At 74.5% G+C, this 18,565-nt stretch carries 20 protein-coding genes; 11 read left to right on the plus strand and 9 right to left on the minus strand.

Annotated elements, in window-relative coordinates:
• Positions 1 to 52 precede the first annotated feature (52 nt).
• Together WCD58_RS00700 and WCD58_RS00705 are read right to left on the minus strand one after the other, a co-directional pair.
• Positions 53 to 571: a class I SAM-dependent methyltransferase gene (locus WCD58_RS00700; RefSeq protein WP_337698712.1), complete on the minus strand. Its 519-nt coding sequence runs from the start codon at positions 569 to 571 to the stop codon at positions 53 to 55.
• Positions 572 to 581: 10 nt separating this feature from the next.
• A complete protein-coding gene (locus WCD58_RS00705; RefSeq protein WP_337698713.1) occupies positions 582 to 1,421 on the minus strand; it encodes an SAM-dependent methyltransferase in 840 nt (279 codons plus the stop codon).
• Positions 1,422 to 1,598: 177 nt separating this feature from the next.
• Here WCD58_RS00705 and WCD58_RS00710 point away from each other — a divergent pair, with 177 nt between their 5' ends.
• From WCD58_RS00710 to WCD58_RS00735, 6 genes are all read left to right on the plus strand, one after another.
• Positions 1,599 to 2,474 (plus strand): Sco1979 family transcriptional regulator, encoded by an 876-nt coding sequence (locus WCD58_RS00710; protein WP_337698714.1) that lies wholly within the window; start codon positions 1,599 to 1,601, stop codon positions 2,472 to 2,474.
• Positions 2,475 to 2,612: 138 nt separating this feature from the next.
• Positions 2,613 to 2,870 (plus strand): DUF397 domain-containing protein, encoded by a 258-nt coding sequence (locus WCD58_RS00715; protein WP_337698715.1) that lies wholly within the window; start codon positions 2,613 to 2,615, stop codon positions 2,868 to 2,870.
• On the plus strand, positions 2,867 to 3,130 hold the full coding sequence (locus WCD58_RS00720; protein WP_337698716.1) for a hypothetical protein: 264 nt from the start codon (positions 2,867 to 2,869) through the stop codon (positions 3,128 to 3,130). Before WCD58_RS00715 ends, WCD58_RS00720 begins: the two co-directional genes overlap by 4 nt.
• A gap of 302 nt (positions 3,131 to 3,432) precedes the next feature.
• On the plus strand, positions 3,433 to 4,488 hold the full coding sequence (locus WCD58_RS00725) for a hypothetical protein (RefSeq protein WP_337698717.1): 1,056 nt from the start codon (positions 3,433 to 3,435) through the stop codon (positions 4,486 to 4,488).
• Positions 4,485 to 4,925 carry a hypothetical protein gene (locus WCD58_RS00730; protein ID WP_337698718.1) on the plus strand — a complete coding sequence of 147 codons (441 nt, stop codon included), beginning with the start codon at positions 4,485 to 4,487 and terminating at the stop codon, positions 4,923 to 4,925. The genes WCD58_RS00725 and WCD58_RS00730 overlap by 4 nt, the downstream gene beginning before the upstream one ends.
• Before the next feature lie 28 nt (positions 4,926 to 4,953).
• Positions 4,954 to 5,667: a hypothetical protein gene (locus tag WCD58_RS00735; protein ID WP_337698719.1), complete on the plus strand. Its 714-nt coding sequence runs from the start codon at positions 4,954 to 4,956 to the stop codon at positions 5,665 to 5,667.
• On the opposite strand, the gene egtD is transcribed toward WCD58_RS00735, so the two are convergent.
• The 7 genes from egtD to WCD58_RS00770 form a co-directional block, all read right to left on the minus strand.
• Positions 5,618 to 6,589 (minus strand): L-histidine N(alpha)-methyltransferase, encoded by a 972-nt coding sequence (egtD, locus tag WCD58_RS00740; protein ID WP_337698720.1) that lies wholly within the window; start codon positions 6,587 to 6,589, stop codon positions 5,618 to 5,620. The genes WCD58_RS00735 and egtD overlap by 50 nt on opposite strands.
• Before the next feature lie 94 nt (positions 6,590 to 6,683).
• The gene (gene egtC / locus WCD58_RS00745) at positions 6,684 to 7,484 is read right to left on the minus strand and encodes an ergothioneine biosynthesis protein EgtC (protein WP_337698721.1); all 801 of its coding nucleotides are present in this window, start codon (positions 7,482 to 7,484) and stop codon (positions 6,684 to 6,686) included.
• A 3-nt stretch (positions 7,485 to 7,487) separates the two neighbouring features.
• Positions 7,488 to 8,846: an ergothioneine biosynthesis protein EgtB gene (egtB, locus tag WCD58_RS00750; RefSeq protein WP_373696166.1), complete on the minus strand. Its 1,359-nt coding sequence runs from the start codon at positions 8,844 to 8,846 to the stop codon at positions 7,488 to 7,490.
• Positions 8,843 to 10,252 carry an ergothioneine biosynthesis glutamate--cysteine ligase EgtA gene (egtA, locus tag WCD58_RS00755; protein WP_337698722.1) on the minus strand — a complete coding sequence of 470 codons (1,410 nt, stop codon included), beginning with the start codon at positions 10,250 to 10,252 and terminating at the stop codon, positions 8,843 to 8,845. The genes egtB and egtA overlap by 4 nt, the downstream gene beginning before the upstream one ends.
• Positions 10,253 to 10,404: 152 nt before the next feature.
• The gene (locus WCD58_RS00760) at positions 10,405 to 12,267 is read right to left on the minus strand and encodes an ABC transporter ATP-binding protein (protein ID WP_337698723.1); all 1,863 of its coding nucleotides are present in this window, start codon (positions 12,265 to 12,267) and stop codon (positions 10,405 to 10,407) included.
• A gap of 164 nt (positions 12,268 to 12,431) precedes the next feature.
• Positions 12,432 to 12,641 (minus strand): helix-turn-helix domain-containing protein, encoded by a 210-nt coding sequence (locus WCD58_RS00765; protein ID WP_133828818.1) that lies wholly within the window; start codon positions 12,639 to 12,641, stop codon positions 12,432 to 12,434.
• Between the two features lie 180 nt (positions 12,642 to 12,821).
• Positions 12,822 to 14,447, minus strand: coding sequence for an ABC-F family ATP-binding cassette domain-containing protein (locus WCD58_RS00770; protein ID WP_337698724.1), 1,626 nt, complete (start codon positions 14,445 to 14,447; stop codon positions 12,822 to 12,824).
• A gap of 92 nt (positions 14,448 to 14,539) precedes the next feature.
• On the opposite strand from WCD58_RS00770, the gene WCD58_RS00775 reads away from it, so the two are divergent.
• The 5 genes from WCD58_RS00775 to WCD58_RS00795 all read left to right on the plus strand — a co-directional run bounded on the left by WCD58_RS00775 (position 14,540) and on the right by WCD58_RS00795 (position 18,560).
• Positions 14,540 to 15,316, plus strand: a complete 777-nt coding sequence (locus WCD58_RS00775) for an SDR family oxidoreductase (RefSeq protein ID WP_337698725.1) — start codon at positions 14,540 to 14,542, stop codon at positions 15,314 to 15,316.
• An 86-nt stretch (positions 15,317 to 15,402) separates the two neighbouring features.
• Positions 15,403 to 15,795 carry a hypothetical protein gene (locus WCD58_RS00780; RefSeq protein WP_337698726.1) on the plus strand — a complete coding sequence of 131 codons (393 nt, stop codon included), beginning with the start codon at positions 15,403 to 15,405 and terminating at the stop codon, positions 15,793 to 15,795.
• Positions 15,792 to 17,036 carry a lycopene cyclase family protein gene (locus WCD58_RS00785; RefSeq protein WP_337698727.1) on the plus strand — a complete coding sequence of 415 codons (1,245 nt, stop codon included), beginning with the start codon at positions 15,792 to 15,794 and terminating at the stop codon, positions 17,034 to 17,036. The genes WCD58_RS00780 and WCD58_RS00785 overlap by 4 nt, the downstream gene beginning before the upstream one ends.
• A 67-nt stretch (positions 17,037 to 17,103) precedes the next feature.
• Positions 17,104 to 17,550 carry a universal stress protein gene (locus WCD58_RS00790; protein WP_337698728.1) on the plus strand — a complete coding sequence of 149 codons (447 nt, stop codon included), beginning with the start codon at positions 17,104 to 17,106 and terminating at the stop codon, positions 17,548 to 17,550.
• Positions 17,547 to 18,560 (plus strand): adenylate/guanylate cyclase domain-containing protein, encoded by a 1,014-nt coding sequence (locus tag WCD58_RS00795; RefSeq protein ID WP_337698729.1) that lies wholly within the window; start codon positions 17,547 to 17,549, stop codon positions 18,558 to 18,560. Before WCD58_RS00790 ends, WCD58_RS00795 begins: the two co-directional genes overlap by 4 nt.
• Positions 18,561 to 18,565: the final 5 nt, after the last annotated feature.

An 18,565-nucleotide genomic window follows, 5' to 3' on the forward strand; every position in this document is an offset into this window, starting at 1 on the left:
ACGGACCACACGCGCTGTCGTCCCGGGGTGACGCAGGGAGCACGGCGACAGCTCAGCCGCGCGCGACCAGGCTCTCCTCGCCGTGGCCCTCGGCGTGGTGGAGCACGGCGAGCCCGCCGAACGCCGCGAGCAGCTCGCCCGGCGGGGCCCGGAACGGCCCGCCGGCGTCACCGGCCTGCGACAGCACGCTGATCACGAGCAGCCCGCCGGGGGCGAGCGCGCCGATCAGCGCCGGGTGGAGCGCCGGGTCGCGGAAGCGCTGGCAGACGATCACGTCGTAGGGCCCGGTGACCGGCAGGCCGTCGTCCAGGTCGGCCCGGATCCAGTGCACCTCGGGAGCCTGGGCGCGCCCGGCCGCGAGCCCCACCGGCGACACGTCGACCGCGTCCACCTCCAGGCCGCGGCGCGCCAGCCAGACCGCGACCGTGCCGCGCCCGCAGGCCAGGTCGAGCGCGCGCCCGGAGGCAGGAACGAGGTGCTCGCGGCCGACGAGCGCCCCCGGCGGGCCGGGCTCCCCGGGCCCGAGGCCGGTGAAGCGGGCGTCCCAGCGCTCTCTGTCGGAGTCGGTCACCGGGCCGGGCTCAGGGCTTGCGGCCCACCACACCCGCGATGCAGTGCTGCGCGGGCAGGAGCGGGGCGAGCTGCGGGCCGTCCGGCCACCACTTCACGCAGAGCTCGAGGCCCGGGTCGACGAGCTCGAGGCCCGGCATCATCGCGAGGATCTGCTCGCGGGTGCGGTACACGCCGGTGCCCAGCGGGCTGTGGAGGAAGACGTCCTCCATGCGGCGGGCGACCACGCTGTGCTCGTTCTCCGGGTCGAGGAAGTGGCTCAGCGCCACCCAGGAGCCCGACGGCAGCGCGTCGACGTACTGCTGCATGATCTCGGCGCAGGACAGCCGGCTCTCGTCGTAGTGGTGCAGCGTGCCGAGCTGGAGCAGGGCGATCGGCCGGTCGAAGTCCAGGTTCTTGGTGACCACCGGGTCCGCGAGCACCTCACTCGGCACCGTGAGGTCGCCCGGCGAGAAGAACGTCCGGTCGTTCTCCTCCAGCAGGGCGCGCCCGTGGGCGACGACGCTGGGGTCGTTGTCGACGTAGACCACGCGGGCCTCGGGACGCAGGCGCTGCGCGGCCTGGTGGGTGTTCTCGGCCGTGGGCAGGCCGGAGCCGAGGTCGAGGAACTGGTCGATCCCGGCCGTGCCCGCGAGGAAGCGCACGGCGCGCACGAGGAACGCCCGGTGGTCGACGGTGAACTGGCCGATCTCGGGCGCGACCTGGCGCAGCTTCTCGACGACCTCGCGGTCGGCCGGGTAGTTGTCCTTGCCGCCGAGCGCGGTGTCGTACACGCGCGCGATGCTCGCCTTCGTGGTGTCGACGTAGGCGGGAGCCGACCCCGAGCGGGAGGACGAGTGCGCAGCGGTCATCGGGTTCCCATCGGGGCGTACGTCACGGTCGGGCGCTCACCCTAGGAGGGTACTGATGTTCCTCCCGGCACGGGTCGATCAGCGGACACCCGGACACGACGCCGTGTAACGTCTCGGATTCGGCGACCCGACCGGCGCCGGCAGCGGGGCCCGAGGACAGCGGGGAGCGCACCAGACGTGGCCGAGCAGGAGCACACCGAGCCGGAGGGCACCGGGCCCACCGCGCGCCGGATCATCCTCGGAGCCCAGCTGCGGCGCTTGCGTGAACGCGCCGGCGTGGCGCGCTCCGACGCCGCGTGGTCGATCCGCGGGTCCGACTCGAAGATGAGCCGCCTCGAGGCCGGCAAGGTCGGCTTCAAGGAGCGCGACGTCGCCGACCTCCTGACGATGTACGGCATCACCGCGGACGCCGAGCGCGAGCTCCTGCTCGACATGACCCGGCGCTCCAACGAGCCGGGCTGGTGGCAGCCCTACGGCGACGTGCTCCCCGACTGGTTCGAGGACTACGTGGGCCTGGAGACCAGCGCTTCGCGCATCCAGACCTACGAGCTGCTGTTCGTGCCCGGCCTCCTGCAGACCGAGGACTACGCCCGCGCGATCATCACGTCCGGCCACCCGGACCGCGCCACGCCCGACGACGAGCGCCGTCTCACCGTCCGCATGCGCCGCCAGCAGATGCTCGGCCGCCGCGACTCGCCGACGCTGTGGGCGATCATCGACGAGTCCGCGCTGCACCGGCCGATCGGCGGCCACTCGGTGCTCGTCGGGCAGGTCGAGCGCCTGCTCGAGCTCTCGGCGCTCCCGAACGTCGTCGTGCAGGTCCTGCCGTTCACCCTGTCCGGGTACGCCGCGGAGAGCACGTTCTCGATCCTGCGCTTCTCCGAGCCCGAGCTGCCCGACCTGGTGTACCAGGAGCACCTCACCCACGCGACGTACCTGGACAAGCGCAACGAGGTCGAGCAGTACAGCCGCGTCATGGACCGGGTGGCCGTCGACGCGCTGACGCCGGACGAGACCCGGCAGTACCTCACGAAGATCGCCGCCGAGCGCTGAGCCGGTCCGGCCGGGGTCACGCCGCCCGAACCGGTCGGTAACCGGACGACCCGCCCGCGTCACATGCACGTGCAGATGATCGGCACGCTTGCTATCGTGCTCTCGACGGATGCACGTGCAGACGATCGAGGCGGTCGCATGGGCCAGGTGCCGAATGCACACGACGCTCTGCCCGACGTGATCTGGCGCAAGAGCGCCCGGTCCGGCAAGCAGGGCAACTGCGTGGAGCTCGCCCCGGTGCGCTCGCAGGGGGTCGCGGTGCGCAACTCCCGCTTCCCCGAGGGTCCGGCCCTCGTGTTCTCCGTCGCCGAGATGAGCGCCTTCCTCGCCGACATCAAGGGCGGGGCGTACGACGACCTGCTGGGCGCCGACGGCGTGGCGGGTGTCGCGTCGTGAGGCGCAACCGCCCGATGTGGCTGACGTGCGCCGTCGACGGCGCCGACCACGCCGTCTCCGACGCCGCCTTCCTCGCCGCGCAGGGCGGCGACGGCCGGTTCGAGGCGATGTGCCACGCCACCGTCTGGGCGTCGTCGCTGTCGGCTCCCCCCGCCTCCCGGTGCGAGACGTGCGCCTCGGAGGCCGGCGAGCCCGCCGACACGTCGCCCGACCGCCGTGGTGGCCTCTGGTCGCGCCTGGTCCCGCGCGCGTCGGCCTGAATCGTTCCCGAGGCTGTCGATCCGCCGTTCCGGTCACGGCGTCACCCTCGTGCGTCGACGCTTTCCGGGAACACTGAGACCACACGGCCGTTCGGCGTAGAGTAATCACTCCGTCCACGGACGAACGGTTGCATCACCCGGCTAGGCACTGTCAGCCGAACGGCCAATTGCTCTCCGTAACTCTCGTACCTAGGCTCGTGACTCCACCGAGCAGCGAGCGAGAGGATTCCGTGACCACGGCGGCGACACGTCCGGCGACCCCCACAGGGCCCGCCCCGGGAGCTCCACCGAGCCCCGCCGCCGTGATGTCCCCCGCCGCGCCCGCGCAGCCCGCGCTGCTGCTCACCTCGTTGCGCGACCTCCCGGGCTTCGCCCACGCGCTGCTCACCGACACCGACCCCGACGGCCACGACCGGCGTGTGGTCGCGGAGGTCGGCACCGACGAGGGCACCGCCGCCGCCGTGCTCGGGTGGGGCCGGCGCGCCGCGGGCGTGGCGGGCGACCGCGACCTCGCGCTCGACGACGTCATCGTCACCACCGACACGGCCCACCACCTGCTGCGCGCCGTCGGCACGCCGATCACCGGCTGGATCTACCTGCGCGTCCGGCGCGACGGCGGCAACCTCGCCCTCGCCCGCCGGCGCCTCGCGGCCCTCACCGCCCCCCAGGCCCCCGCGGCGGGCCGGGCCCCGGCTCCGGCCGGGCCGCCCGAGCTCCCCGCGGGTCCGTCGTCGACACCCTCGGCGACGCCGCCCCTCGCGGCCCGGTCCACCCCGTGGCCGGACCGCGTCCCACCCCCGACCCGCCCGCCGGCAGCGACGCCGACGGGCGCAGGTCCGGCGACGGTCACGGCCGCGACGACGCCGGGAGCCCCGGCCGCGCTGCCCGCCCCGCCGGGCCCGGCCCCCTCGCGACCGCGGGACGAGGCACCGGCCCCCGCGCCGGCGCCCCCGCCCCGGTCCGTCCCGGCGACGCCCTGGGCGCCGCCGCCGGCGCGCGTCGCGGCACGGGGACCGTCACGCACGGCGGCGGCATCGGCGCCGCCGCCGGCGCGGGAGATCCCGGACATCGCTCCGGAGCTCCCCTGGCCCCGGCGCCCACCGGCCGCGTCCGCCCTGCCCGCAGTCCCGGCCCCTCGGCCGGACCCGGCGTCGGACACCGGACCGGACGGCGACCCGGGAGCACCGAAGGACTCGGCCGGCGTGCTCGGCCAGCGCTGGCGCTCCGACCCCGAGACCTTGCGGCGCGTCCTCGCCGGACTGCTCCGCCTGGGACGAGCGCCGCAGACGGCTCTCGCCGGCCCCGAAAGCACCACCACCCGCTCCCCCGGAGCGACCCCGACACGGAGGAACCCATGAGTGATGTCGAGTACGCCCTGAACGCCGCCGCCAACATCAAGGGCGCGTTCGCCGTGGCGATCGTCGACTACGACAGCGGTATGACCCTCGGGTCACGCGGAGGCAGTGCCGAGTTCGACCTCGACGTCGCCGCCCCCGGCAACAGCGAGGTCGTGCGCGCGAAGTTCGACGTCATGCAGAAGCTGGGCCTGCGCGAGACGATCGAGGACATCCTGATCACGCTCGACACGCAGTACCACCTCATCCGCCCGATCTACTCGAACGGCGACGACAAGCTGTTCTTCTACCTGGTGCTCAACCGGCAGCAGGCCAACCTGGCGATGGCCCGCCGGGACCTCAAGGTCATCGGCCAGCGCTTCTACCTCGACGACCCGTCGTCGCAGGCGTCCGTGCCGGCGCAGGACCAGGGCTACTACCAGCAGGTCGGCCGGCGCTGACGCCGGTCACGGAAAGGGAGCCGCGAGGGTGGGGCGACATCGCCACCTGACGTGCGTGCGGTCGGACGGGCTGTCGGCGGTGCTCCGCCCGCTGCTCGACGACCGCCGCATCGTCGCCGCCACACTCGTGGACGTCGACAGCGGGCTGGTCCTCGACGGCTACGTCGACGACCCGGGCGAACACCCCGGGCTCGCCGACCTCGAGCTGCTCGGGGCCGCCCACGCCGACATGGTCAAGGCCGCCACGGTCGTCTCCGCGTCGCTCGCGGAGCTGACCGTGAGCACCGACGACGGCCACCACCACGTGCTGCACGCCGTGCCCGACCCGCACGGCGAGCGGCTGGTGGTGGCCGTCGTCGTCCACGGCGCGCCCCGCCACGTCACGCGGGCGCGCCTGCGCCTGCGCACGGTGTCCGTGGAGGCGCTCACGGCCGGGCCCACGCTCGCGCGCCGGCCCGTCGACGGCAGCTGGGTCGTCGAGGAAGCCGCACCGGAGATGCCCGACACGGACGACGAGGACAGCGAGGAGCCCGCCGAGGCCCCGGTGCCCAGCGGCGCGCCGCTGTCGGCCATGGCCCCGCGGGGCGCCACGGCGCCCAGCACCGACCGCACGCCGTCGCCCACGGTCTCCTCGGTGGCGTCGTCGCTGGCCACGGGCCTGGGCGCGGGGATCTCGTCCCCTCTCGTGCCCCTCAGCGACGCACGGCGAGGGACAGCGCGAACCGGCCCTGCGGGTCGGTGAACCACCCGTCGTGGGAGAACCCCGCGGCGGCCAGCTCGTCGCGGATGCGCTCGCGGGTGAACTTCGTCGAGATCTCGGTGCGCATCTCCTCGCCCTCGGCGAAGTCGATCTCGAGGTCGAGCTCGGGGACCCGCACGTGCATGGCGCGCCGGGCCCGCAGCCGCATCTCGATGCGGCTGGCCTGCGGCACCCAGACGGCGAGGTGCTCGAAGCCGTCGGGGTCGAAGTCCGCGCCCAGCACGCGGTTGAGCACGCCGAGCACGTTGAGGTCGAACGCGGCGGTGACGCCCGCGGGGTCGTCGTACGCGGCCACCAGCGTCGCCTCGTCCTTGACGAGGTCGGTGCCCACGAGGAACGCCTCCCCCGGGTCGAGCGCGTCGGCGAGCGCGGCGAGGAACGCCTTGCGCCCGTCGGGCTCGAAGTTGCCGAGGGTGCCGCCGAGCAACGCCACGAGCCGGCGGCCGTCGCGCGGGACGCTGCGCAGGTCGCTGGTGAAGTCGGCGACGACCCCGTGCACGTCGAGGCCCGGGTACGCCGCGATCAGACCCGGCACGGCCTCCTCGAGCGCCGAGGGCGACACGTCGACCGGGATGTAGCGGCGCAGCGTCCCGGCGCGGTGCAGGGCGTCGAGCAGCACCGGGGTCTTCGACGACGACCCGGAGCCCAGCTCGACGAGGGTGTCGGCGTCGGCGGTGCGCGCGATGGCGTCGGCGTTCTCGGTGAGGGCCTCGCGCTCGGCGGTGAACGGGTAGTACTCGGGCAGTGCGGTGATCTGCTCGAACAGCTCGCTGCCGCGGGCGTCGTAGAGCCACTGCGGGGTGAGGACCTTCGGGGTGGAGGTCAGCCCGCGGCGGGCGTCCTCCCGCAGGGCGGCGTCGGCGTCGTCGGCGGTGAGATGGATGTCGAGCGCGGGCAGGCTCATCGGTCTCGGGTCACGTCCTGGGGTCGGGGCCCGCGCCCGGTGGGGCGCGCGCAGGCGTTCACGGCATCGGGAACGGCGGTGTGGCGGCGCCGGGTCACAGCGCCGACACGGTCACGGCGGGTGGGTCGTGCGACCCGCCGGGACGGGCGACGAGCAGGGAGCCGTCGGGGACCGGGACCCAGGCGGGGTCGGGGTCCAGGGGTTCGGAGGCGACGGTGACGGCACCGTCGGCGTGCGTCCGGTAGGACAGGGCGTGGTCGACGGCGGTGGCGACGATCTGCTCGCCGTCGCCGACCAGCAGGTTCAGCCGCGAGCCGGGGGCGGCCGCGAGGGTCTCGGCGACGACGCCCGCGATCGCGTCGGCGACGTCCTTGCCGGCGGCCAGGCGCGCGCGGACCAGGGCCCACAGCAGCGCCGAGTCGGTGGCCGCCTCGAGGGTCAGCAGGTCGAGCGCGGGCAGCGTGGCGGCGAGGTCGGCCATGCTGTGCGGCCAGCCCCGCACGACGCCGTTGTGGCTGAACAGCCGCCCGTCGGCCCGGAACGGCGCGCACGCCGCGGTCGACACCGGCATGCCGACCGTCGCCGAGCGCACGGCCGCCACCAGCGCCGTCGTCGTCACCCCGCGCGCGAGGTCGAGGAACGACGCGTCGGTCCACATCGGGTCGTCCCGCCGGTACAGGAGGGCTTCGCCAGGTGAGTGGAACGGGTCGCCATGGCGACCCATTTCACTCACCTGGCGAAGCCATCCCACGCCGAAGCCGTCGGCGTTGACCGTGCCGCCGCCGCGCATGTCGGCGGGCGCGTAGCTCTGCACGAGCAGGGAGTGCGCGGGCTCGGTCAGCAGCGACGCGAGCGTGACCGGGGTCGGGCCCACGTGGGCCAGATGTCGGCACACCTCTCAGACGTCCCGCGCGCAGCGGAAGCCGGAGAAGATCTGGCGCCGGATCGGCAGGTCCCAGTTGCGGAAGGTCGCACGGGCGTTCGGGGTGCCGACGCCGAACGAGGAGCCGCGCAGCATCCGGAAGTCGCCGCCGAAGAAGACCTCGGAGTACTCCTTGTACGGGAACGGCTCGAAGCCCGGGTAGCCCTCGAACCCCGAGTCGCACCACTCCCACACGTCACCGATGAGCTGGTGCACGCCCAGCGGGGACGCGCCCGCCGGGTAGGCGCCGACCGGGGCGGGCTGGAGGTGGCGCTGGTCGAGGTTGGCGCGCTCGGGGGTCGGGTCCTCGTCGCCCCACGGGTAGCGCCGGGTGGTGCCGGTGGCGTGGTCGTGGCGCGCCGCGAACTCCCACTCGACCTCGGTGGGCAGGCGCTTGCCCGCCCAGGCGGCGTAGGCGGCGGCCTCGTGGAAGCAGACGTGCAGCACCGGCTGGTCGGCGACCTCGTCGATCGCCTCGCGCACGCCGAACGACGTGCGGTGCCAGCGCCGCGTCCCGTCCTCCTGGCTGACCTGCTCCCACGTCATCGGCGCGGTCCAGCCCTCGCCGGTGATGTGGTCCCAGCCGGCCTCGGACCAGAACGACCGGTCGCGGTAGCCGCCGGCGTCGACGAAGCGCGCGTACTCGCCGTTGGTCACCGGGGCGGCGTCGAGCCAGAAGTCGGCCACGGTGACGGGGTGGGCGGGCTTCTCGTTGTCCAGCGCGGCGGTCTCGGTGGAGGTGCCCAGCAGGAACTGCGCGCCCGGGTGGAACACCTCGGTGCCCGCCAGGCCCGGCACCACCGACGGCGGCGGGGGGTCGGCGTGCAGCACCGGCGCGCCGGCGCGCAGCTGGTGGGTCGCGAGCATCGTCTCCACGTGCTGCTGCTCGTGCTGCACGATCATGGAGAAGACGAAGCCGTCGGCGAGCGTGCGGCGCTCGTCGAAGGACCCGGCCTCGAGGTGCTCGAGCGCCTTCTCGCGCACCCGGTCGCCGTAGACCCGCGCCTCGGCCGGGTCGAGCAGCGGCAGCGCCGGGCGCCCGGCGCGCGGGTTGGTGAACGCGTCGTAGAGGTGGTCGATGTCCTCGCGCACGCCGGTGACCAGGTCGGTGTCGGGCGCGCCGCGGCGCACCAGCCAGTAGTCCTCCATGTTCGCGATGTGCGCGAGGTCCCAGTGGAACGGCGACATCAGCGGGGAGTGCTGGTGGGTGAAGTCGGGGTCGTCGCCCGCGAAGACCCCGTGCGTGAGCGAGCGGGTGCGCGCCCGGGCCGCCGCCAGCTCGGCGGCGAGACGGCGGCGCAGGGTCGTGCGGTCGGTGGGGGTGCCGGCGGTCACGAGCGTTCACCTCCGAGGAGGGTCGGGGGCCCGGCGACGGTGTCGGTGTCGTCGGGGGGCGGGTCGTCGGCGCCGGCCAGGGGCGCGAGGCCCGCCTCGGCGTCGTCGAGCGGGTCGTCGGCCGGGCAGCGCCCGCGCAGGACCCGCTCGCTGATGACGCGGTCGACGAGCTCGTGCACGTCGGCCGGGAGGTCGGCGAACGCCGGGCCGGCGAGCGTGCGGTGCGCCTGCGCGAAGACGTCGCCGGCGGCGCGGCGCAGGACACGGTCGGCGAGGCCGTGGCGCGCGGCGGCGGTCCACCGGTCGACGGCGGGCTCGGCGGCGGCGCGGGCACGGGCGACCGTGTCCGGGTCCTGCATCAGCGCGGCCACGACGACCAGCGGGACGACCCACTCGTCGCCGGCCTGCTGGTCGAGGTAGCGGACCTCGAGGTGGCCCTGCGGGCGCACGGGCGGGAACAGGGTCGTGAGGTGGTAGTCGAGGTCGGCGCGGGTCGGGGCGGGCTCGAGCGCGCCGTCGATCCACTCGGCGAACGTGACGTCGGGCGCTTCCCAGGACACGCCGTCGGCGCCCTCGCGGCGCACGCACAGCAGCCGGGTGTCGAGCGCGCGACGGGCGTACTCGGCGGCCGGGTCGCCGTCGAGGGTGCGCGGCGGGCTGGTGCGCTCGGGGTCGAGCGCCATCCACGCCGCCCACCGGGAGGACTTCCAGCCGGTCCGGCGGCCGTGGACGGCGGGCGAGTTGGCGAACGCGGCGAGCAGGACGGGCCCGAGCTCGTGCAGCGCGGCCCACCGCCGGGCGATCTCGTCCCCCTCGCCGGCGTCGACGCAGACCTGCACGGCCGTCGTGGAGCACATCATCGTGCGCCCGTGCGGGCCGATCCGGTCGAACGTCGCCTCCATCGCCGCGTAGCGCGGGACCTGGAGCAGGCGTCGCGGGGGACGCAGCGGGTCGCTCGCGCGCGGGGTGGTGGTGAGTCCCTCGGCGGCGAGCAGCGTGTGCAGACCCGCGACGTCGGTGCGCACGGCGTCGACGAGGGCGCCGACGCGGGGCAGGGGCCGGCTGGCGATCTCCACCTGGCCGCCGGGCTCGACGGTGATCGTGCCGCCTGCGGGGAGGGGCGCGGGACCGGAGCCGTTGGTGGTGCGCAGGGAGCCGAGGGTGTCGGGGGCGTGCGGTCCGAGGGCGCGGGCCAGCACGGCGGGGTCGAGGGGGCGGGCGGGGTCGTCGACGTGGCGCACGAGCCACTCGAGCTCGGTGCCGACCAGCCGCGGCGGGCCGTGCTTGAAGCACACCGACGCCACGTAGGCCTCGGCGACCGCGCGCTCGGTCAGCGGGGCCGCCGGGTCGAGCGCGATACCGGGCCGGGCACCACCGGAGCGCACGGACGGGGTCGGAGCCGACACGAACCCTCCCTGGTCGGCCGACACCGGCGGTGATCACCGGACGGCCGCGGCGAACGAACACGGACGCGAAACGACGCTACACGCGGGTACGTCGCCCCGCAGGGGGTCGAGCGGCGAGTGGCCGCGATGCGAAGATCACAGTGAGTGATCGCTCAGGCCGCGGTCTGCGACGGCGCGAACTGGGTGTGGTAGAGGTCCGCGTACCGCCCGCCGCGCTCCAGCAGCGACGTGTGCGTGCCCTGCTCGACCACGCGCCCGTGCTCGACCACCGCGATGGTGTCCGCCGCCCGGACCGTCGAGAGCCGGTGCGCGATCACCACCGAGGTCCGCCCGACCAGCGCCTCCGTCAGCGCCTCCTGCACCGCGTGCTCGGACTCGGAGTCCAGGTGGGCGGTGGCCTCGTCGAGGATGACGACCCGCGGCGACGCCAGGAGCAGCCGCGCGATCGTCAGCCGCTGGCGCTCGCCGCCCGACAGCCGGTGCCCCCGCTCCCCCACCACGGTGTCGAGCCCGGCGGGCAGCTCGTCGAGCAGGTCGCCGAGCCGCGCCCGCACCATCGCCGCGCGCAGCTGGGCCTCCGTGGCGTCCGGCGCCGCGTAGAGCAGGTTGGCGCGGACGGTGTCGTGGAACAGGTGGCCGTCCTGGGTGACGACGCCCACGGCCCCCCGCAGGTCCGCGAACGAGAGGTCGCGCACGTCCACCCCGCCGACGGTGATCACGCCGGAGTCGACGTCGTAGAGCCGCGGGATCAGCGAGGCGATCGTCGACTTCCCCGCCCCGGACGGCCCCACCAGGGCGAGCATCCGCCCGGGCGCCACCGCGAGGTCCACGCCGTGCAGGACCTCGTGGCCGGCCCGGTCGTCGAGGCGGCTGACCTCCTCGAGCGAGGCCAGCGACACCGCCGACGCCGAGGGGTAGGTGAAGTGCACGTCGCGGACGGCGACCCCGACCGGGCCCTCGGGCAGCGGGGCCGGGCGCTCGGGCTCCTTGAGCGCGGGCTCGAGGTCGAGCACCTCGAAGACCCGCTCGAAGCTCACCAGGGCGCTCATGACGTCGACGCGCGCGTTCGCCAGCGAGGTCAGCGGCGAGTACAGGCGCGTCAGCAGCAGCGCGAGGCTGACGACGGTACCGGCGTCGAGGCGCCCGGTGACGGCGAGCCAGCCGCCGAGGCCGTAGACCGACGCCTGGGCGAGGGCGGCGACGAGGGTCAGGCAGGTCAGGAAGACGCGGCTGACCATGGCCGTGCGCACGCCGACGCCGCGCACGCGGTCGGCGCGGTCGCCGAACTCCTCGGCCTCGGCCTCCGGGCGCCCGAAGAGCTTGACCAGCGTCGCGCCGCCCGCCGAGAAGCGCTCGGTCATCTGGCCCGTCATGGCGGCGTTGAGGTCCGCGGACTCGCGCTGCAACGACGCGATCCGGCGGCCCATCCGCCGGGCGGGCAGCAGGAAGATCGGCAGCAGCACCAGCGCGAGCAGCGTCACCTGCCACGCGAGCGCCACCATGACGACGACCGCGAGCACGAGCTGGATGACGTTGGTGACCAGCCCCGAGAGCGTCGAGGTGAAGGCGCGCTGGGCGCCGATCACGTCGTTGTTGAGCCTGCTGACCAGCGAGCCCGTGCGGGTGCGGGTGAAGAACGCCAACGGCATGCGCTGGACGTGCGCGAACACCGCACGCCGCAGGTCGTAGATCAGCCCCTCGCCGATGCGGGCCGAGAGCCAGCGCTCGCCGAGGGTCAGGCCGGCGTCGACGACGGCGAGCCCGGCGATCACCAGGGCGATCGTGACCACGACCGACGGCGCCGACCGGTTGGTGATCGCCGTGACCACGCGCCCGGCCAGCACGGGCGTCGCGACGCCGATCACGGCCGAGGCGGTCGCGAGCAGCAGGAACACCGCGAGCGTCCGGTGATGGCGCCCGGCGAAACGCCAGATCCGGGGCAGCGTCCCCCGCGGTACGGACCGCGGGACGCTGTCCGCCCGTGCCGCGGACTGCATCAACGACCAGGCGTCCATGCCCGCTCCCGTCGCTCGTCAGGACCGTGTGTCCCACGAGCGTGCGACCTCGACGATGGTCGAGGTCAAGCGGGCGCCCGCTCGGGACCGGCGTGTGGTGTACACCGGGTCCGTCGCGGTCGGGATACCCCTCGCTCGCCCCCGCAGGCGAGAGGTGTCCTGTCCTACTTCTTCTTCGTGCGCGTGGCGCCCCCGCGCCCGCGCAGGGTCACGCCCGATTCGGAGAGCACGCGGTGCACGAATCCGTACGAGCGACCCGTCGACTCGGCCAGCGAACGGATGCTCGCGCCCTTCTCGTACTTCTTCTTGAGGTCGTTGGCGAGCTTGTCGCGTTGGGTGCCGGTGATCCGAGCACCCTTCTTCAGGTCGGCCATCTCGTGTTCCACCCCTCGTCCCACCGCAGGTCCGGTCGACCCATGATGATCGTTGAGTGGAGTGTGCGCCATCGCACATTTCCCGTGATCGGTAAGCGGTTCGGCCGATCGGAGTGATCGACGTCCGTTTGTCTGATCCTTCGGGAGCTGCACGAACTCGCTCGGTGAAGAACCGTTCAGTCAGGCGAGCTCGACGAGTTCCAGGTGATCGGCGGAGAAATGGTCCTCGGTGCCGTCGGGCAGCAGGATGACGCGTTCCGGCTCCAGCGCCTCGACCGCACCCGGGTCGTGGGTGACGAGCACGACCGCGCCCTCGAAGCGCCGCAGGGCGTCGAGCACCTTCTCCCGGCTCGCCGGGTCGAGGTTGTTGGTGGGCTCGTCGAGGAGCAGGACGTTGGCGGCGCTCGACACGAGGCCGGCGAGCGCGAGCCGGGTGCGCTCGCCGCCGGAGAGCGTGCCGGCGGGCTGCTCGAGCTGCTCGCCGGAGAACATGAACGCGCCGAGCAGCGTGCGCAGCTGCTGCTCCGGGGTGTCCGGGGCGGCGCTGCGGGCGTTCTCCCAGACGCTGCGCTCCATGTCGAGCGTGTCGTGCTCCTGCGCGAAGTACCCGGTCCGCAGCCCGTGGCCCGCCAGCACCGAGCCGGTGTCGGGCGTCTCGGCGCCGGCGAGGATGCGCAGCAGCGTGGTCTTGCCGGCGCCGTTGAGGCCGAGGATGACCACCCGCGAGCCGCGGTCTACCGCGAGGTCGACCCCGCTGAACACCTCGAGCGAGCCGTAGGTCTTCGACAGCCCCTCGGCGGTCATCGGCACCCGGCCGCACGGGGCGGGCGCCGGGAAGCGGATGTGCGCCACCTTGTCGTCGACGCGCTCGTCGTCGAGGCCGTCGAGCATGGCCTGGGCGCGCCGGGCCATCTGCTTGGCCGCGACGGCCTTGGTGGCCTTCGCCCCCATCTTCGCGGCCTGGGCCTGCAGGGCGCCCGCCTTCTTCTCGGCGTTGGCGCGCTCGCGGCGGCGCCGGGCCTCGTCGTCGGCGCGGGCCTGCTGGTACTTCTTCCAGCCCATGTTGTAGACGTCGAGCTCGCCGCGGGTGGCGTCGAGGAACCACACCTTGTTCACCACGGCCTCGATGAGCTCGGTGTCGTGGCTGATGACCACGACGCCGCCCTCGTGGGCCTGGAGGAACGAGCGCAGCCAGCCGATCGAGTCGGCGTCGAGGTGGTTGGTGGGCTCGTCGAGCAGCAGCGTCGTGCCCGCGTTGCCGCCCGAGTCGCCGCTGGCGGCGAACAGGATGCGGGCGAGCTCCACGCGCCGGCGCTGACCGCCCGACAGCGTGCGCAGCGGCTGGGCCAGCACGCGCCCGGGCAGGCCGAGGTTGGAGCAGATCCGCCCGGCCTCGCTCTCCGCGGCGTAGCCGCCGAGGTCGGCGAACCGCTCCTCGAGGCGCCCGTACCGCGCGATCGCCTTGTCGCGCGCCGCGTCGTCGGCCAGCTCGGCCATCGCGCTCTGCGTCTTCTCCATCTCGCGCAGCAGCTCGTCGAGGCCGCGCGCCGAGAGCACCCGGTCGCGCGCCAGCACGGTGAGGTCGCCCTCGCGCGGGTCCTGCGGCAGGTAGCCGACCGGGCCGGTCGACCGGATCGTGCCGCCGTAGGGCTCCCCGACACCGGCGAGGCAGCGCAGCGACGTCGTCTTGCCCGCGCCGTTGCGCCCGACGAGACCGATCCGGTCGCCCGGCTGGACGCGCAGCGTGGCCCCCGCGAGCAGGACGCGGGAGCCGGCGCGCAGCTCGAGATCGGACGCGGTGATCACAGGGAGGTCCTCGGGGAGGTGTCGGTGCGGACGAATGCCGACTCTCCAGTGTAGGCGGCGCCCCGCGTCCCACCCCGATCTAGGGTGCGCGCATGACCGACGCCACGCCCCCTGTCCCCCGGGATCTCGCCGGCCGTGCGGCGCTCGTCACCGGCGCGAGCCGCGGCATCGGCCACGGGATCGCCCGCCACCTGCTCGAGCGCGGGGCCGCGGTGACGATCACCGCCCGCAAGCAGGCCGAGCTCGACGAGGCGGCCGCGGCGCTGGGGGCGCCGGACCGGGTGCTGGCGGTCGCGGGCAACGCGGGCGACGCCGCGGCGCGCACGGAGGCCGTCGACCGGACCGTCGAGCGGTTCGGGTCGCTGGACGTCCTGGTCAACAACACCGGCATCAACCCGCAGTACGGCCCGCTGGTGCACGCCGACCTCGCCGCCGTCTCGAAGATCTTCGACGTGAACGTCGTCGCCGCGCTCGGCTTCGTCCAGGAGGCGTACCGGGCCTGGATGGGCGAGCACGGGGGCACCATCGTGAACATGGCGTCGGTGGGCGGGCTGCGCTCCAGCGGCGTCATCGGCGCCTACGGGGCGTCGAAGGCCGCGCTGATCCGCCTCACCGAGGAGCTCGCCTTCCAGCTCGGCCCGACGATCCGGGTCAACGCCGTCGCGCCGGCGGTGGTGAAGACGAAGTTCGCCGAGGCCCTCTACATCCAGGGCGAGGACGAGGTCGCGTCCCGCTACCCGATGAAGCGGCTCGGCACCCCGCAGGACGTCGCCGCCCTCGTCGGGTTCCTCGTCTCCGACGCCGCGTCCTGGATCACCGGGGAGACCGTGCGCGTCGACGGCGGCATGCTCGCGACCGGGAGCACGTGAACCCGCCGTCACGAACCCAACGGCCATCTCAACCGGACACCGGCACAATGGTGATGATCGGGAGTTGGCCAAAGAGGTGACACAGCATGGGTCTCTTCAGCAGGTGGCGCCGCGGCGGTGGCAGCGGGGTAGGGGCCGGTGGCCAGCGCCAGGTGCTCGACCGCGAGGGCGGTCCGGCCGACCTGGAGCACCTCCGAGCGTTCGCGAAGAGCCGCGAGGGCGTCGCGTTCTACGTCGAGCCCGAGACCACGGCCACCGACACGACGGTGGTCGCCGTGGCGTTCGACGGCGAGTGGACGCGCCGGCGCGTCGGGACCCCGAGAGCCGCGGAGAAGCTCGCGCGCTCGGTGAAGGTCGCGTGCCACGACGTCACGGTCACCGGCTACCCGCCGGAGATGCGGCGCTGGAACGCCCGCGCGAAGGCCGACCGCGCCGCGCTGGAGGAGATGGCGCAGGCCGAGGAGGACCGCAACCGGTGAGTCCCTCCGCCCCGGTCGCGGACGTCGTCGTGGCCGGCGCGGGACCCGCCGGCCGGGCGCTGGCGCGGTCCTGCGCCGCCCGCGACCTGCGCACCCTGCTCGTCGACCCCCGCCCGCAGCGGGCGTGGACGCACACCTACGGCGCCTGGGTCCACGAGCTGCCCGACGACCTGCCGGGCGAGATCGTCGCCGCGCGCGGGCGGGGCGTGGCCATCGCCCAGCGCACCCACGAGCTCGACGACGAGTACGCCGTGCTCGACACCGCCGCGCTCCAGCGCCACCTCACCGACCCCGCGGTGGCCGTCCGGCGCGCCCGGGCCGTCGGCGCGACGCCCGCCGGCGCCGGGCGCCACCCCGGGCTGGTCCTCGAGGACGGCAGCACCGTCACCGCGCGCGTCGTCGTCGACGCCACCGGTGCCCGGCAGGCCCTCGCCCGGCGCGGCACGGCCCACGAGCTCGACAGCGGGCGCCGACGGGCCGAGCAGACGGCGTTCGGCGTGGTCGTGCCCCGCGCGGTCGCCTCGCGGGTGAGCGGCGACCGGCTGCTGTTCATGGACTGGCGACCCACCCACGGGCGGCCCGGCTGGCCGACGTTCCTCTACGCGGTGCCCCTCGACGACGACCGGGTGCTGCTCGAGGAGACCTCGCTCGCCCGCCGCCCGGGGCTGCCGATGCCCGAACTGCGCACGCGGCTGCGGGCGCGCCTGCGGGCCGCGGGGCTGTCCGACGCCGAGATCCCCGACGACCCCGCCGACGTCGAGAAGGTGCGCTTCCCCGTCGACTCGCCGCGGCACCGGTCGCCGTCGGGGGTGGTCGCGGTCGGCGCGGCCGACCCGCTCGTGCACCCCGCGTCCGGGTTCAGCCTCGCGACCTCGCTGCGCCTGGCCCCCCGCATCGCCACCGTGCTCGCCGACGCGCTGCGGGGCGGCACGGAGCCGGTCGGCGTCGCCCGCGCGGCCCGGCGGGTCGTGCGCTCCCCCGCCGCGGTCACCGTGCACGCCCTGCGCCGCCGCGGGCTCGAGACGCTGCTCGCGATGCCGCCCGGCGAGGTGCCCGCGTTCTTCGACCGCTTCTTCTCGCTCCCGCAGGCCCACCGGCGGGCCTACCTCGACGCGCGCGAGGACGTCGGCGCATCGTTGGCGGCCATGTCCTCGTTGTTCGGACGACTGACACCCCGACTGCGCGGCCACCTGATCAGGGGAACGCTCCTCGGGGCCCAGAGCGTCCGAACGGAGCAGTAGCGGTACGCTCGCGAACCGTATTCGTGACGGGTTCGTGACCCGCCACCGAGGAGGAGGGTTCTCCGCGATGGGTGCTTACCAGACCGTGGCCGTCGGCACGGACGGCTCGGAGTCGTCGTTCCGCGCCGTCGACCGCGCCGCCACGATCGCGGCCGACAGCAAGGCCCAGCTGCTCATCATCTGCGCCTACAAGCCGGCCAAGTCGACCGGCGAGGCCGAGCAGGCGCTCGGCGAGGACGCGGCCTTCCACGTCGTCGGCTCCACGCCCGCCGAGGAGACGCTGCGCGACGCCCGGGAGCGCGCCGCCTCCAAGGGCTCGACCGACATCGACACCGTGGCCGTCCAGGGCGACCCCATCGAGCGGGTCATCGAGGTCGTCACCGACCGCAAGGCCGACCTGGTCGTCGTCGGCAACCGGGGGCTGAACAGCCTCGCGGGCCGCCTGCTCGGCTCGGTCCCCCAGGGCATCTCCCGGCGCGCCGGCAGCGACGTCCTCATCGTCCACACCACGTGACGGCGGGTCCGGACCCCGCGTCCACCGACCCGGAACGGTGGGCGCGGGCGCAGGAGCGGATCGAGGATCTGCTCCTCCGCGGGCCCCGGACCATGACGCGCGGCGAGGTCCAGAGGCGCACCGGGTTCTCCCCGGAGCACACCTCGCGGCTGTGGAGCTCGCTCGGCTTCCCGGCGACGCCCGACGACGTCCGCGGGTTCGCGGAGGCCGACGTCGACGCCCTCGAGCTCTCCGGGCGCCTGCTCGACGAGGACACCTTCGACGAGGCCGAGGAGCTGGCCGTCGCCCGCGCGCTCGGCCAGGGCCTCGGCCGGCTCGCGGAGTGGCAGGCCACGCTGGTGCGCCGCACCATCGCCGACGCGGGCCTCGCGCACGACCCGGACGCGATCGTCGACGCGGTCGAGGCGCTGGTCCCGACCCTCGAGAAGCTGCAGTCCTACGTCTGGCGCCGGCACCTCGCGGTGACCGCCGGGCGGATGCTGTCGACCCTCGCCGACCCGGACGGTGACGGGCAGCCCGAGAACCGCGTGGTCGTGGGCTTCGCCGACATCGTCGGGTTCACCGCCCTCTCCCGCAAGATCGACGAGGTCGAGCTGCGCGCGCTGCTCGAACGCTTCGAGACCGTGTCCGCCGAGGTCGTCGCGCGCCGGCGGGGGCGGATCGTCAAGACCCTCGGCGACGAGATCCTGTTCGTGTGCGAGCGCGTCGAGGACGCCGTCGACATCGCCTTCCGCCTCCACGAGGAGGTCACCGGCGGCGAGGAGCGCCTGACCCTGCGCGTCGGGCTCGCGCTCGGCGAGGTCCTCCCCCGCTACGGCGACGTCTACGGCCCCGTCGTGAACATCGCCAGCCGCCTGACCTCCGAGGCCCGCCCGGGCACGGTGCTCGTCGACGAGGACCTCACCGAGGCCCTGCGCGCCTCGGACCTCGAGCTCGACATCCGCTCCGTGCCCGGCGTCGCCGTCCGCGGCTACCGGCACCTGCGCCCGCACGTGGTGCGCGAGAAGTAGTCGCC

It is taken from the genome of Actinomycetospora flava, assembly GCF_037400335.1.
GTDB lineage: Bacteria > Actinomycetota > Actinomycetes > Mycobacteriales > Pseudonocardiaceae > Actinomycetospora > Actinomycetospora flava.